Origin of the sequence: Nesterenkonia sp. YGD6, assembly GCF_022565895.1 — a bacterium.
Lineage (GTDB): Bacteria > Actinomycetota > Actinomycetes > Actinomycetales > Micrococcaceae > Nesterenkonia.
Window position 1 is genome coordinate 203,684 of the sequence record NZ_JAJOYY010000004.1, and the last position, 14,347, is coordinate 218,030.

The following is a 14,347-nucleotide window of genomic DNA, read 5'->3' on the forward strand; positions in this document are numbered from 1 at the left end:
AGAGCCGGAAGCCGCGACCGGCCTGCGGCTGCTCCTGCTCGTGGGTCAGGCGTTGAAGAAGGACTTCAGCTGCTCGACCCGGTCCAGGCGCTCCCAGGGGAAGTTCTCCCCCTCCCGGCCGAAGTGCCCGTTCTTGGAGGTCTCGCGGTAGATCGGACGCAGCAGGTCCAGATCCTCGATGATGCCCAGCGGACGCAGGTCGAAGATCGCGTCGATCGCGGCCGAGATCTGCATCGGATCCACCTTCTCGGTGCCGAAGGTCTCCACGTAGATGCCCACCGGGTGGGCGCGACCGATCGCGTAGGCGATCTGGATCTCGGCGCGGTCGGCGAGTCCGGCGGCCACCACGTTCTTGGCCACCCAGCGCATCGCGTAGGCGGCGGAGCGGTCCACCTTTGAAGGGTCCTTGCCGGAGAAGGCGCCGCCGCCGTGGCGCGAGAACCCGCCGTAGGTGTCGACGATGATCTTGCGTCCGGTCAGCCCGGCGTCGCCGACGGGTCCGCCGACCACGAAGGGGCCCGACGGGTTGATGATCTCGGAGAGCGTGCCGAGGTCCAGCCCGGTGTGCTCCAGCACCGGGGCGATCACCTGGGCGCTGATGTCGCCCTGGAGCTGCTCCTGGGAGATCTCAGCGGTGTGCTGGGTGGAGACCACCACGGTGTCGAGGCTGACCGGACGGTCGCCGTCATAGCCGATGGTGACCTGGGTCTTGCCGTCGGGACGCAGGTAGGCCAGCTGGCCGTCCTGGCGGACCCTGGTCAGCTGCGCGGAGAGCTGGTGGGCCAGCGAGATGGCGCTGGGCATGTAGGACGGGGTCTCGTTGGTGGCGTAGCCGAACATGATGCCCTGGTCACCCGCGCCCTGGGCGTCCCGGCGGTCCTCGGCACCGCCACGGGCCTCCATCGAGTTGAAGACCCCGGCGAAGATCTCCGGGGACTGCTGGCCGATGGAGATCGAGACGCCGCAGCGGGCACCGTCGAACCCGTTGGCGGAGGAGTCATAGCCGATGTCGAGCAGCGTGTTGCGCACGATCTGCGGGATCTCCACGTAGCCCGAGGTGGTCACCTCGCCGGCGACATGCACCAGACCGGTGGTGGTCAGCGTCTCCACCGCCACGCGGGAGTTCTTGTCCACGGCGAGCAGCGCGTCGAGGATGGCGTCGGAGATCTGGTCACAGATCTTGTCCGGGTGACCGATGGTCACGGATTCGGAGCTGAAGAGGCGCAGCGAGGACGCAGCCGCGGGGGTGTTGGAATTCGTCACTCGGTCATCCTACGGCAGGCCGATCCGCGGCTGATCTGCGTGCTTCACACGACGTAAGCCGCGGCCGCGGCGATGATCGCCTCGGCGGCCTCATGCTTGGTACCGCGCAGGGTCACCACCGCGGAGCCTTCGACGGTGAGCCTCGGTGGGGTGAGGATGTGGATCTCGGTCTCGTCGCGTCCGAAGACCAGCGTCTCCCCCACCTGGTTGAGCACCAGCAGGTCACAGCCCTTGCGCAGCAGCTTCGCCCGGGCCAGTTCCAGCGGGTCAGCCTCTGCACTGCCGGTCTCCGCCGCGAAGCCGACGATGACGGCCGGCCCGGTTCCTGCGGACCGGCGGTGCTGGACCGTCTCGGCGAGGATGTCGGGGGTCCGCTCCAGCGTGATGACCGGGTTCTCGCCGTCCTCGGTCTTCTTGATCTTCTGCGCGGCGTAGGCGGCCGGGCGGAAGTCGGCGACGGCGGCGGCCATGATCAGCATGTCGGCAGCCGGTGCGGCGCGCTGCACCGCCGCCTGCAGCTGAGCGGCGGTCTCGATGTGCTCCACGGTGATGTTGGGAAGCTGTGCGGGGGGCCGGACGTCCATGGTCCCGGCGATCAGGTGCACCTTCGCGCCTGCGGCCGCGGCGGTCTCGGCCAGGGCCATGCCCTGTTTGCCCGAGGAGCGGTTCCCCAGGTAGCGCACCGGGTCGAGGGGTTCGCGGGTGCCGCCGGCGGTGATGACGACGGTCCGGCCCCGCAGGCGCCCTGGGGTCGGAGCTGCGGCTGACGCCTGGTCCAGAGCCTGGTCCGGAGCTGAGGCTGAGGCTTCCGGCGTGCCCTGTCCGGCCGCACCGTCGATCTCGTGGAGAAGTTCGGTGACCCGGGCGTAGATCTCCTCGGGTTCGGGGAGCCGTCCGGGCCCGGTGTCCTTGCCGGTGAGCCGGCCGACGGCGGGTTCCATGACCTCGATGCCGCGGGTCCGCAGCACCTCGACGTTCTCGGTGGTGGCCGCGCTGTTCCACATCTCGGTGTGCATCGCGGGGACCAGCAGCGTGGGGGCCTCGGAGGCCAGCAGCGTGGTGGTGAGCAGGTCATCGGCCATTCCGGCGCGGGCCCGGGCCAGGAGGTCAGCGGTGGCCGGGGCGACGACGACCAGGTCGGCCTCCTGGCCGAGCCTGACGTGGCGGACCTCGTCGACTCCGGAGAACACGGAGGTGGTCACCGGACGGCCGCTGATCGCCTCCCAGGTGGCGCGCCCGACGAACTTCTCCGACGCGGGGGTGGGGATCACGTCGACCTGGTGGCCGGCTTCTCGCATGAGTCGCAGGAGGTGGACCGCCTTATAGGCGGCGATGCCGGCACTGACTCCAAGAACGATGCGCATCCGCCCAGATTACCCCGCAGGCCCTGTCGAGGGTGACTGCGGGGTCGGGCCGCTGAGCCGGCAGTGCCGCTGCGCAGCAGATCCTGATCAGGAGGCGGGGTTGACCGCGGGGTGGTTGACCAGCAGGTCTTCGTTGATCTCGCGCAGGGCGATGGACATCGACTTCTCGTTGAGCTTGGTGTCCACCAGCGGTCCCACGTACTCGAAGAGGCCCTCGTGCAGCTGGGCGTAGTACGCGTTGATCTGGCGGGCCCGCTTCGAGGCGAAGAGGACCAGCGAGTACTTCGAGGCGCTCTTCTCCAGGAGGGAGTCGATCGACGGGTAGATGATGCCTTCGGTCTGCTCAGTCACTTGGGGAGATGTCCTTCAGATTGGGGTGATGCATGGGTGAAGCCCATGCGGGCTACAAGTTCGGCTGCGGCACGGTCGAGCTCGTCATTGATGATCGAAACATCGAATTCCTGCTCTGCGGCAAGCTCTATCTTAGCCGTTTCCAGCCTGCGCCGCTGTTCCTCCTCGGATTCGGTGCCGCGTCCGACCAGCCGGGAGACCAGGTCCTCCCACGAGGGGGGTGCCAGGAACACGAACTGCGCCTCGGGCATCGTGGCCCTGACCTGGCGGGCTCCCTGCAGATCGATCTCAAGCAGGACCAGCCTCCCGTCCGTCAGCGCGGCGTCCACGGTGGAGCGCAGGGTGCCGTAGCGGTGCTTCCCGTGCACGGTGGCCCATTCCAGGAACTCGCCGTGCTCGATGAGCTCGTCGAAGCGTTCCGGGTCGATGAAGTGATAGTCGACACCGTCCACCTCGCTCGGGCGCGGCTCGCGGGTGGTCGCGGAGACCGAGAAGTGCACCTCGGGATAGTGGGTGCGGATGAATCGGCTCAGCGTCGACTTGCCGACGGAGGTCGGTCCGGCGAGCACGGTGACGGCGGGACTGCCGGGGACTGCTGACAATGCACTGGCTCCTTGGGCTGGGATGGTCAGCCCAATTCTGCCAGATACTCCTTCAAGGCTCGTCGCTGCTTGACCCCGAGTCCGCCGAGTCGGCGGTTCACCGAGATCCCCAGGTCCTCCAGCGCCTTGGTGGCGGTGACGCGACCGACCCCGGGGAGGGACTCCAGCAGCTCGAGCGTCTTCAGCCGAGCCACCGCCTCGGAGCTGGAAGCGCGTTCGAGGACCTCATCGAAGCCGATGCCCCCGTTGCCGAACTCCTTCTTGAGCTGGGCCCGTTCGACGCGGGCGGCCAGTGCCTTGCGACGGGCGGTGTCCCGCTCTTCCTTGGTCAGTTCTCGCAGTGCCACGATTCTCCCCCAACGTCCGTGGTGCAGTCGCTCGGGACGGTTGTCAGCCGACAGCACCAGGTGATATTGAGCAGAATCTAGTGGCTGGGCGGTCGAACATCAATAGAGAACGGCCTGGCGAGTTCTCAGCCCAGATCCGCCTTCGCCAGCTCAATGGCCCTGGTCAGAGAATCCGGGTCCGGCCCCTGACCCAGGATCCCGCGGGAGGAGTTCACCAGGACCTGTTCGGCGTAGCGCTCACCGAAGCCTGCGCGCAGCGCCTCGGCGTCGGCACCCTGCGCCCCGTAGCCCGGTGCCAGCAGCGGCATCCGGCCAGCCCCGAGGTCGATCCCGTGTTCGACGGCGAGCCCCGCCGTCGTCGCTCCGACGACGAGCCCGATGCTGCCCAGCCCAACGGCTGCGCCGACCTCAGCGCCCACCCCGGAGCGGGTCTCTCCGGCTGCTCCGGCTGCGGGTGCGGTCTGGGCCAGCGCCGCGGAGGCGGCCGCCGCCTCGGCGGCGATCTGCCCGGCCACGGTGACGCCCCGGGCGTCGCGCGCGAGCTGAACCTGCTGGCCCTCCGGGTTCGAGGTCAGCGCCAGCACGAAGAGTCCGGCCCGGTGCCGGGCGGCGGCGTCGATCGCTGGCTGCAGCGAGCCGAAGCCCAGGTAGGGGCTCACGGTGAGCGCATCGGCCCCGAAGTCCGCCTCCGGGTCCAGCCAGGCCTCGGCGTAGCCGGCCATGGTGGAGCCGATGTCTCCGCGCTTGGCGTCGGCGATCACCAGCAGCCCCGCGGCGCGGGCCTGGTGCTGGACCTCGCTGAGCACCTGCATGCCGGAGACCCCGAAGCGTTCGAAGAACGCCACCTGGGGCTTGAGCACCCCGACCCGACCGGCGCAGGCCTCCAGCACCCGGGCGCTGAACTCGCGCAGCCCGGCGGCGTCCTGGGTGAGCCCCCAGTCTGTGAGGAGCTGCGGATGTGGGTCCAGACCCACGCAGAGCCTGCCGTGGGCGCTCATCGCCGCGGCGAGCCGTCCGCCGAAGGGCATCCCGGCGGACTGGCTCGCGAGGCTGGAGGTCATGCCCCGGCCTGCCCCGCCGGCTTGCGCTGGACATCCTGCGTGCGCTGGTCCGCCTGTCTGGCCAGTTCGGCCTGGTTCAGCCGCTCGGCCTGCTTCAGTCGCTCGGCGTGCTCCTGCAGCGAGGCCACCGACCAGCTGAACTGGCCCAGCGCCTCGATGGCCTGCACGGCCGCACCGAACTCGGCCACGGTGGTGATGACCGGGGTGCCCACCGAGGTGGCGGCGGCGCGGATCTCGTAACCGTCGCTGCGGGCGTCCCCGCCGGAGGGGGTGTTGATGATCAGCGCGATCTCCCCGCTCTCCACCCGTTCCAGGATGGTGCCGCCCTGCGTCTCGGCGTCGGCGATCTTCGCCACCGTGGTGGTCTCGACCCCGTTGCGGCGCAGCACATCGGCGGTGCCTCCTGTGGAGACGATGGAGAAGCCCAGGTCGGCCAGGCGCTTGACCGGCATGATGATCGCTCGCTTGTCCCGATTGGCCACCGAGACGAAGACGTTGCCGGAGGTGGGCAGCGGGTTGTTCGCCGCCTGCTGGGCCTTGGCGAAGGCGGTGTCGAAGTGCTTGTCGATGCCCATCACCTCGCCGGTGGAGCGCATCTCCGGGCCGAGCAGGGAATCGACCACGCGTCCCTCGGGGGTGCGGAAGCGGGCGAAGGGCAGCACCGCCTCCTTCACCGAGACCGGCGCGCCCGGGGGCAGCTCGGAGCCGTCCCCGGTGGCCGGCAGCAGGCCGGAGAGCCTGTGGCCCGAGCCTGCGCGCAGCTGCGCGATGGCCACACCGGTGCCGATGTGCGCCGCGGCCTTGGCCATCTGCACCCCGGTGGCCTTGGAGACGAACGGCACGGTGCGGGAGGCGCGCGGGTTGGCCTCGATCACGTAGAGGATGTCGGAGGCCAGGGCGAACTGGATGTTGATCAGCCCCTTCACCCCCACCCCCTCGGCGATGACCCGGGTGGCGACCCGGACGCGTTCGAGCACGTCAGGGCCCAGGGTGATCGGGGGCAGCACGCAGGCGGAGTCGCCGGAGTGGATCCCTGCCTCCTCGATGTGTTCCATGATCCCGCCCACGTAGAGCTGTTCGCCGTCGTAGAGGGCGTCCACGTCGACCTCGATCGCGTCCTCGAGGAACCGGTCCACCAGCACCGGGTGCTCCGGGGTGACCTCGGTGGCGTTGGCGATGTAGCGCTCCAGGCCGGGCTCGTCGTAGACGATCTCCATGCCGCGTCCGCCGAGCACGTAGCTGGGCCGGACCAGCACCGGGTAGCCGATGCTGTCGGCGACCTTCTTGGCATCCTCGAAGCTCACTGCGGTGCCGTTCTTCGGCGCGATCAGCCCGCCGCGCTGGAGCACCTGGTCGAACTCTCCACGGTCCTCGGCGAGGTCGATCGCCTCCGGGGAGGTGCCCAGGATGGTCACCCCGGCGTCGGCGAGCTGCTGGGCGAGCTTCAGCGGGGTCTGCCCGCCGAGCTGGACGAAGACCCCGGCCACTCCCCCGCTGCGCTCCTCGGCCGCGATGACCTCGAGCACGTCTTCCAGCGTGAGCGGCTCGAAGTAGAGCCGGGTGGAGACGTCGTAGTCGGTGGAGACGGTCTCGGGATTGCAGTTGACCATCACGGTCTCATAGCCGGCCTCGCGCAGCGCCATGGTGGCGTGCACGCAGGAGTAGTCGAACTCGATGCCCTGTCCGATCCGGTTGGGCCCGGAGCCCAGGATGATCACCGAGGGCTGATCGTGGTGCACGATCTCGTCCTCGAGGTCATAGGAGGAGTAGTGGTACGGGGTGAAGGCTTCGAACTCGGCGGCGCAGGTGTCCACGGTCTTGTAGACGGGGCGGATCCCCAGCGCGTGACGGACTCCGCGGACCACCGCGGCGTCCATGTGCCGCAGCGCGCCGATCTGTTCGTCGGAGAAGCCGTGCCGCTTGGCCAGGCGCAGCGCGGCGACGTCGAGCTCAGGCGCAGCTGCCACCGCCATCGCTGTCTCGTTGATCAGCTGGAGCTGATCCAGGTACCAGGGGTCGATCCAGGTGATCTCATGGACCGCCTCGATCGAAGCCCCGGAGAGCAGCGCCCGCTGGACCTGGTGGAGCCGCTCGGTGGTCGCCGTGGCCATCTTCTCGAGCAGCTCTTCGAGCTCTTCCGGGTCGGCGACGGTGAAGTCGAACTCGCTGCCGCGCTGTTCCAGGGAGCGCAGCGCCTTCTGCATGGCCTCGGTGAAGTTGCGCCCGAAGGCCATCGCCTCGCCCACAGACTTCATCGTGGTGGTCAGCGTGGGGTCCGCCGCAGGGAACTTCTCGAAGGCGAAGCGCGGGACCTTCACCACGACATAGTCGAGCACCGGCTCGAAGCTGGCCGGGGTCTTCTTGGTGATGTCATTGGGGATCTCGTCCAAGGTGTAGCCCAGGGCCAGCTTGGTGGCGATCTTGGCGATCGCGAAGCCAGTGGCCTTCGAGGCCAGCGCCGAGGAGCGCGAGACCCGCGGATTCATCTCGATGACGACGACGCGGCCGGTCCCGGGCTCGATGGCGAACTGGATGTTGCAGCCACCGGTGGCCACCCCGACCTCGCGGATCACGTTGATGGAGATGTCGCGCAGCCGCTGGTATTCGCGGTCGGTCAGCGTCATGGCCGGAGCCACCGTGATGGAGTCGCCGGTGTGGACCCCCACCGGGTCGAAGTTCTCGATGGAGCAGACCACGACCACGTTGTCCTTGGAGTCGCGCATCATCTCCAGCTCGTACTCCTTCCAGCCCAGGATGGACTCCTCCAGGAGCACCTCGGTGGTCGGTGAGTACTGCAGCCCGGCGCCGGCGATCCGGTGCAGGTCCGTCTCGTTGTACGCCATCCCGGAGCCCAGACCGCCCATGGTGAAGGAGGGTCGCACCACCATCGGGTAGCCCAGCTCCTCGGCGGCGGCCAGCGCCTCCGTCATGGAGTGCACGATCAGCGATTTGGCGGACTCGGCGCCGGAGCGCTCCACCACGCCCTTGAACTTCTGCCGGTCCTCGCCGAGCTCGATGGCGGCGATGTTCGCCCCGATCAGCTCGACGCCGAACTTCTCCAGCACACCGTCCTTGTCCAGCGCGATCGCGGTGTTCAGCGCGGTCTGCCCGCCGAGGGTGGGCAGCAGCGCGTCGGGGCGCTCCTTCTCGATGATCTTCGCGACCACCTCGGGGCTGATCGGCTCCACGTAGGTGGCGTCGGCGAACTCCGGGTCGGTCATGATGGTGGCCGGGTTGGAGTTGACCAGGATGACCCGCAGGCCCTCCTCCTTGAGCACTCGCAGGGCCTGGGTGCCGGAGTAGTCGAACTCGGCGGCCTGGCCGATCACGATCGGGCCGGAGCCGATGACCATGACGGACTTGAGGTCTTGACGCTTAGGCATTGAGTGGGTTCCCTCCACGGGTCTCAGTGTCGGTGGTGGTCACGGTGTGGGTGGTGGTCTCAGTGTCGGCGGCAGTGACGGTGTCGGCACCGGTCTTGGTGCGCGCGTCGGTCATCAGCTCGACGAAGCGGTCGAAGAGGTAGGCCGAGTCATGCGGGCCGGCGGCGGCCTCGGGATGGTACTGGACGCTGAATGCTGGGATGTCGAGGCAGCGCAGGCCCTCCACGACGCCGTCGTTGAGGCTGGAGTGGCTCACCTCGACCCGGCCGAAGCGGTCCTGCGGGGCGGTGACCACCTCGCCCACGGGCGCGTCCACGGCGAAGCCGTGGTTCTGCGAGGTGATCTCCACCTTGCCGGTGGCGTGGTCCATCACCGGCTGGTTGATCCCGCGGTGGCCGAAGGGCAGCTTGTACGTGCCGAAGCCCAGCGCCCGGCCCAGGATCTGGTTGCCGAAGCAGATCCCGAAGAACGGGGTCCTGGCGTCGAGCACCTCGCGCAGCAGCCCGATCTGGTTCGCCGCGGTGGCGGGATCTCCGGGCCCGTTGGAGAGGAAGACCCCGTCGGGGTCCAGCGCCTCGATCTCGGCGAAGCTGCTGGCGGCGGGGAGCACATGCACCCGCAGTCCGCGTTCGGCCATCCGCACCGGGGTCATGGTCTTGATGCCGAGGTCGATGGCGGCCACGGTGGCGACGATTTCCTGGGTCCAGCCGTGGTCGCGGGGCTCGATCACATAGGCCGTGTCGGTGGAGACCTCTTCGGCCAGGCGTGCGCCGGCCATCGAGGGCTGGGACTTCACCTCGGCGACCAGCTCGGCGACCGGCCGGGCGGCCTGGTCGCCGGAGAAGATCCCGGCCTTCATCGATCCTGCGCTGCGCAGGTGCCGGGTGATCGCCCGGGTGTCGACGTCCTTGATCCCGATGATCTCCTGGGAGCTGAGCTCCTCGTCCAGGGTGCGCCGGGAGCGCCAGTTCGAGGGGCGGCGGGCGGCGTCGCGCACCACATAGCCGGCGACCCAGATCTTGCGGGACTCGGCGTCCTCGTCGTTGATCCCGGTGTTGCCGATGTGCGGGGCGGTCTGCACCACGATCTGGCGGGCGTAGGAGGGGTCGGTGAGCGTCTCCTGGTAGCCGGTCATCCCGGTGGCGAAGACCGCCTCACCCAGGCGTGCGCCCTGGGCGCCGTAGGCGGAGCCGTGGTGCACGGTGCCGTCCTCGAGGACCAGCAGCGCGGGCGCCGAGGTCGGCGTCGAGGCCGGTGACTGTGTCGGTGTGGACGCCGGCGCCCGGGTCGGGGCCTGTGTGGCGGAGTTGTGGTGTGTCATGAAGGTGTTGACTCCTCGTCGGAGGGACGGATGACGGATGTGAGCTCGTCGAGGAGCTCCTGGTGGGCTTCTGCGTGCCGGGCTCTGAAGGCGGTCTCCACGGGCTCCTCGCCGAGCCGCCAGCCGATGATGATGGCGCCGTCGCGTTCGACGAACTTGCCCACCACTCCCCGGTCGGTGCGCACGTGGTCCAGCGCCGTGGCGGAGATCAGGAAGTTCGGCGCCCCGGAGCGGAAGACGGCGATGCCCTGCTCGTGGACCTCGACGCGTCCGTTGGTGCGCACGCCGAGTCCGTGGACGGCGACCCGGTCGAGGTAGTCACCGGCCTTCACGGTGCCGATGACCATGCCCTCCGCGGCGGCGCGCGGCTGGGCCTCGAACAGCTCGGCGGGGACCTGGTCCGGCACCGGGAGCCCGCGCTGGCGGCGTTTGCGTCCGCGCCAGCCGAGCCAGAGAAGGCCCAGCAGCACCGCGATGATGCCCAGCGCGATCCACAGATAGGACAGGTAGGTGCCGGTCATGTCCGCGGCGGTCGTGGCGAGGGTCGTGGGCGGGATCATGGGAAGCTGCACCGTCATGACTGCACCTGCGACTCTTCCGCCGCGCGCGCCGCGGCCTCGCTCAGCGGGCTGTTGAGCTCGCCGTTGAGCACCACCGGGTGCCCCTGCAGGAAGGTCGCGCGCACCGCGCCGGGCAGCTCCATCCCGCGGAAGGGCGAGTTCCGACCCTTGCTGGCGTGGCCGGCGGGGTCCACGGTCTGGGTCGCGCCCGCGTCCACCAGGATCAGGTTGGCGGGCTCGCCGGGCTTCAGCGGTCGCCCCTGGTGGGCGTGGCGGTAGATCTGCGCCGGCTTGATCGAGGTGACCTCGGCGAAGCGTCGCCAGCCCATGAGCCCGGTGGAGATCATCGTCTTGATGACCACCGGCAGCGCGGTCTCCAGCCCGGTCATGCCCATGGCCGCGGCGGACCATTCACATTCCTTGGCCTGGGTGGGATGCGGGGCGTGGTCGGTGCCGATGATGTCGATGGTGCCGTCGGCGAGGCCCGCGCGCAGCGCCTCGACGTCGGCGCCGGTGCGCAGCGGCGGGTTGACCTTGTACACCGGGTCATAGCCGCGGACCAGCTCGTCGGTGAGCAGCAGGTGGTGCGGGGTGACCTCCGCGGTGACGTCGATGCCGCGCTCCTTGGCCCAGCGGATGATCTCCACCGAGCCGGCGGTGGAGACGTGGCAGATGTGCAGCCTCGAGCCCACATGCTGGGCCAGCAGCACGTCGCGGGCGATGATGGACTCCTCGGCCACGGCGGGCCAGCCGGGCAGTCCCAGGACCGCGGAGACGTCGCCCTCGTTCATCTGTGCGCCCTCGGTGAGCAGCGGCTCCTGGGCGTGCTGGGCGATGAACCCGTCCACGGTCTTCACGTACTCCAGCGCCCGGCGCATCAGCACCGGGTTGTGCACGCACATCCCGTCGTCGGAGAACATCCTCACCTGCGCGGAGGACTCCGCCATGGCGCCGAGCTCGGCGAGTCGTTCGCCGGCGAGTCCGACCGTGACGGCGCCGACCGGGTAGACCTCGGTCCAGCCGGAGGCTCGGCCGAGCCGGTGCACCTGCTCGACGACGCCGGCGGAGTCCGCCACCGGGGAGGAGTTCGCCATCGCGTGGACCGCGGTGAAGCCGCCCTTGGCGGCGGCGCGGCTGCCGGTCTCCACGGTCTCGGCGTCCTCCCGGCCGGGCTCGCGCAGATGGGTGTGCAGGTCCACCATGCCCGGAAGCATGATCAGTCCCGCCGCCTCGATGGTGGTGACCTCCTGCAGCTGCTCGGCCTGAATCCGGGCGTCGGGTCCGACGGCGGCGATCCGGCCTTCCGCGATGAGCACGTCCTCGGGCGCCTCGCCGTAGGGCAGGGCCCCCAGGATCAGGGTGGCGGCGGTGGGGGTGCTTCTCATGCGGTGTTCCTCTCTGAGCTGCTCAGCAGCAGGTGCAGCACGGCCATGCGGACGGAGACTCCGTGGGAGACCTGGTCCAGGACCTGGTTCATCGGGGAGTCGGCGGCGGCGGCGGAGATCTCGACTCCGCGGTTCATCGGTCCCGGGTGCAGGATCATAGGTCGCTGCCCGGCGGCTCCGCGGTGGGCTTCGAGCCGGGCCAGCCGCTCATCGGTGAGGCCCCAGCGGCGGGTGTACTCGGCGGCGGTCGGGAAGTAGGCGCCGCCCATCCGCTCGGCCTGGACCCGCAGCATCATGATCGCGTCGGGGCCGGCCTCCGGGCCGGAGCCCAGCGCCTCGTCGAGGCTGTAGTACACGTTCACCGGCCATTTCTCCACGCCCACCGGCAGCAGCGTGGCCGGGGCGACCAGGCCGACGTCGGCGCCCAAGGTGCGCAGCAGCCAGATGTTGGAGCGGGCCACCCGGGAGTGCAGGATGTCTCCGACGATCAATACCCGCATCCCGGTCAGGTCGGTGCCGCGCGGGTCCTGGCCCTGGGCAGCGGACCAGCCGCGGCGCAGGGTCAGCGCGTCGAGCAGCGCCTGGGTGGGGTGTTCGTGGGTGCCGTCGCCGGCGTTGATGACCGCGCAGTCGGTCCAGTCCGAGGCGGCGAGCTGCGCGGCAGCGCCGGAGGCCCAGTGCCGCATCACGATCGCGTCTGCGCCGATGGCCTCCAGGGTCTGCACGGTGTCCTTCAGCGACTCCCCCTTCGAGACCGAGGAGCCCTTGGCGGAGAAGTTCATGACGTCTGCGGAGAGCCGTTTGGCGGCGGCCTCGAAGGAGATCCGGGTGCGGGTGGAGTCCTCGAAGAAGAGGTTCACCACGGTGCGACCGCGCAGGGTGGGCAGCTTCTTGACCTCGCGGGTGGAGACGGTGGCCATCTCCTCGGCGGTGTCGAGGATGCTCAGCGCCTGCGCGTGGCTGAGATCGGCGGTGGAGAGCAGATGTCGCATCAGCGCTCGCCCGCCTGGGACGCGCGGCCGCGCTGGATGACCACGGCCTCCTCGCTGCGGGGCACACGATCGACCTCGTCGAGGAGCACCGAGACGCGTTCGTCGCGGGAGGTCGGGAGGTTCTTGCCGACATGGTCCGAGCGGATCGGCAGTTCGCGGTGGCCGCGGTCCACCAGCACGGCGAGCCGGACGACGGCGGGGCGGCCGAGCGCCTGCAGGGCGTCCAGGGCGGCGCGCACGGTCCGTCCGGAGTAGAGCACGTCATCGACCAGGACCACTGTGGCGCCGTCGATCCCGGCGCCGGGGATCTTGGTGGGTTCGGGGGTGCGGGCCCCGTGGGCGCGCAGGTCATCGCGGTAGAGCGTGATGTCCAGGGAGCCGATGGCCTGTTCGGGATCGAAGGCGGGATCGATCCGGGCCAGCCGTTCACCCAGGCGGCGGGCCAGGATGGTTCCGCGGCGTGGGATGCCGAGCAGCAGGAGACCTTCGACTCCGCGGTGGGATTCGACGATCTCGTGGGCTATGCGCGTGAGCGCCCGGTCCATGTCGGAGGCGGACATCACGTGAGAGGTCTCGGGTGAGCGTGTCACCGTATGACTCCTTCCTCGCCTCACTGGACGATGTTTAAAGGAAGTCTGAATCTTCAGTTATGGCCGGCGCCGCCGCACCGCGGTGCAGCTGCTCGAGCCGTGCTGCGGCGCTGAGCTGAAGCGCCGCGTTCACTCTACGTCATCGACCTCGACCAGCGTGGGCTTGAGCACCTGGATCCTGCCGAGCAGTCCGTTGACGAAGCTGGGCGAGTCATCGGTGGAGAGCTCCTTGACCAGCGTCACGGCCTCGGAGACCGCCACGTTGTCGGGGATCTCGTTGTTGCACAGCAGCTCCCAGGCGCCGATGCGCAGCGCCATCAGGTCCACCCGCGGCATCCGTTCAAGCGTCCAGCCGCGCGCGTAGGTGGCCAGGATCTCGTCGATGTGCTCCTGTTCGGACTTCACACCGTCGATGAGCTCGAGGACGTATTCGTTGACGATCAGGTCCGCGCGCTCGCGGCGGACCCGCAGGACCTCGAAGGGGTCCATGTCTCGCTGTTCGGCCTCGAAGAGGATCTCAAGGGCCCGGCGGCGGGCTTTGCTTCGCTTTGCCACTGGAGGGATCAGTCCGTGACTCGGCCGAGGTATGCGGAGGTGCGGGTGTCGACCTTCACGCGGGTGCCCTGGTCCACGAACAGCGGGACCTGGATCTCGTGTCCGGTCTCCAGCGTGGCGGACTTGGTGCCGGCGTTGGAGCGGTCACCCTGCAGGCCCGGCTCGGTGTAGGTGATCTCCAGGACGACCGAGGGGGGCAGGTCGAGGTAGAGCGGGGTGCCGTCATGCAGGGCGATGGTCACCTCGTGGGACTCCAGCAGAAAGTTCGCGGCGTCGCCGACCACCGTGGCGGGCACGGTGATCTGGTCGTAGTCGCGCAGGTCCATGAAGACGAAGTCCTCACCGTCCTGGTAGAGGTACTGGTAGTTGGAGCGGTCGACTGTGGCGAACTCCACCTTGGCGCCGGCGTTGAACGTCTTGTCCACGGCCTTGCCGGTGCGGATGTTCTTCAGCTTGGTGCGCACGAACGCACCGCCCTTGCCCGGCTTGACGTGCTGGAACTCGAGCGTGTTCCACAGCTGTCCCTCCATCTTGAGGACGGAGCCGTTCTTGATGTCGTTCGAGCTGGCCACA

The 14,347-nt window shown here is 69.2% G+C and carries 14 protein-coding genes; all 14 read right to left on the minus strand.

The annotated features are described in order from the left end of the window. Window positions 1–45: 45 nt before the first annotated feature. Complete coding sequence (gene metK / locus LTI14_RS08110; protein ID WP_241464577.1) at window positions 46–1,263, minus strand: methionine adenosyltransferase; 1,218 nt, start codon at window positions 1,261–1,263, stop codon at window positions 46–48. Window positions 1,264–1,307: 44 nt separating this feature from the next. After that, window positions 1,308–2,627, minus strand: a complete 1,320-nt coding sequence (locus tag LTI14_RS08115; protein ID WP_241464576.1) for a bifunctional phosphopantothenoylcysteine decarboxylase/phosphopantothenate synthase — start codon at window positions 2,625–2,627, stop codon at window positions 1,308–1,310. 87 nt (window positions 2,628–2,714) lie between these two features. Then, a complete protein-coding gene (rpoZ, locus tag LTI14_RS08120; protein WP_036476028.1) occupies window positions 2,715–2,978 on the minus strand; it encodes a DNA-directed RNA polymerase subunit omega in 264 nt (87 codons plus the stop codon). After that, entirely contained in the window at window positions 2,975–3,580 is a 606-nt protein-coding gene (gene gmk, locus LTI14_RS08125) for a guanylate kinase (protein ID WP_241464575.1), read from the minus strand. The genes rpoZ and gmk overlap by 4 nt, the downstream gene beginning before the upstream one ends. Window positions 3,581–3,606: 26 nt before the next feature. Next, window positions 3,607–3,927, minus strand: a complete 321-nt coding sequence (gene mihF, locus LTI14_RS08130) for an integration host factor, actinobacterial type (protein WP_241464574.1) — start codon at window positions 3,925–3,927, stop codon at window positions 3,607–3,609. Between the two features lie 125 nt (window positions 3,928–4,052). Then, window positions 4,053–4,988 carry an orotidine-5'-phosphate decarboxylase gene (gene pyrF, locus LTI14_RS08135; RefSeq protein ID WP_241476223.1) on the minus strand — a complete coding sequence of 312 codons (936 nt, stop codon included), beginning with the start codon at window positions 4,986–4,988 and terminating at the stop codon, window positions 4,053–4,055. Further along, complete coding sequence (carB, locus tag LTI14_RS08140; RefSeq protein ID WP_241476224.1) at window positions 4,985–8,371, minus strand: carbamoyl-phosphate synthase large subunit; 3,387 nt, start codon at window positions 8,369–8,371, stop codon at window positions 4,985–4,987. Before carB ends, pyrF begins: the two co-directional genes overlap by 4 nt. Then, window positions 8,364–9,692: a glutamine-hydrolyzing carbamoyl-phosphate synthase small subunit gene (gene carA, locus LTI14_RS08145; protein ID WP_241476225.1), complete on the minus strand. Its 1,329-nt coding sequence runs from the start codon at window positions 9,690–9,692 to the stop codon at window positions 8,364–8,366. The genes carB and carA overlap by 8 nt, the downstream gene beginning before the upstream one ends. Next, complete coding sequence (locus LTI14_RS08150; protein ID WP_241476226.1) at window positions 9,689–10,270, minus strand: PH-like domain-containing protein; 582 nt, start codon at window positions 10,268–10,270, stop codon at window positions 9,689–9,691. Before LTI14_RS08150 ends, carA begins: the two co-directional genes overlap by 4 nt. Then, window positions 10,267–11,637, minus strand: coding sequence for a dihydroorotase (locus tag LTI14_RS08155; protein ID WP_241476227.1), 1,371 nt, complete (start codon window positions 11,635–11,637; stop codon window positions 10,267–10,269). The genes LTI14_RS08150 and LTI14_RS08155 overlap by 4 nt, the downstream gene beginning before the upstream one ends. Further along, a complete protein-coding gene (locus LTI14_RS08160; RefSeq protein ID WP_241469667.1) occupies window positions 11,634–12,629 on the minus strand; it encodes an aspartate carbamoyltransferase catalytic subunit in 996 nt (331 codons plus the stop codon). The genes LTI14_RS08155 and LTI14_RS08160 overlap by 4 nt, the downstream gene beginning before the upstream one ends. Beyond that, window positions 12,629–13,219 (minus strand): bifunctional pyr operon transcriptional regulator/uracil phosphoribosyltransferase PyrR, encoded by a 591-nt coding sequence (gene pyrR / locus LTI14_RS08165; protein ID WP_342357740.1) that lies wholly within the window; start codon window positions 13,217–13,219, stop codon window positions 12,629–12,631. Before pyrR ends, LTI14_RS08160 begins: the two co-directional genes overlap by 1 nt. Window positions 13,220–13,348: 129 nt before the next feature. Further along, window positions 13,349–13,774, minus strand: a complete 426-nt coding sequence (gene nusB, locus LTI14_RS08170; protein ID WP_241464567.1) for a transcription antitermination factor NusB — start codon at window positions 13,772–13,774, stop codon at window positions 13,349–13,351. An 8-nt stretch (window positions 13,775–13,782) separates the two neighbouring features. Continuing rightward, a complete protein-coding gene (gene efp / locus LTI14_RS08175; RefSeq protein ID WP_207172284.1) occupies window positions 13,783–14,346 on the minus strand; it encodes an elongation factor P in 564 nt (187 codons plus the stop codon). Window position 14,347: the final 1 nt, after the last annotated feature.

Excerpts from the sequence above, each read along its gene's own strand:
- LTI14_RS08115 (WP_241464576.1), bottom strand. The coding sequence starts at position 2,627 with ATGCGCATCGTTCTTGGAGTCAGTGCCGGCATCGCCGCCTATAAGGCG.
- pyrF (WP_241476223.1), bottom strand. The coding sequence starts at position 4,988 with ATGACCTCCAGCCTCGCGAGCCAGTCCGCCGGGATGCCCTTCGGCGGA.
- carB (WP_241476224.1), bottom strand. The coding sequence starts at position 8,371 with ATGCCTAAGCGTCAAGACCTCAAGTCCGTCATGGTCATCGGCTCCGGC.
- carA (WP_241476225.1), bottom strand. The coding sequence starts at position 9,692 with ATGACACACCACAACTCCGCCACACAGGCCCCGACCCGGGCGCCGGCG.
- LTI14_RS08150 (WP_241476226.1), bottom strand. The coding sequence starts at position 10,270 with ATGACGGTGCAGCTTCCCATGATCCCGCCCACGACCCTCGCCACGACC.
- LTI14_RS08155 (WP_241476227.1), bottom strand. The coding sequence starts at position 11,637 with ATGAGAAGCACCCCCACCGCCGCCACCCTGATCCTGGGGGCCCTGCCC.
- LTI14_RS08160 (WP_241469667.1), bottom strand. The coding sequence starts at position 12,629 with ATGCGACATCTGCTCTCCACCGCCGATCTCAGCCACGCGCAGGCGCTG.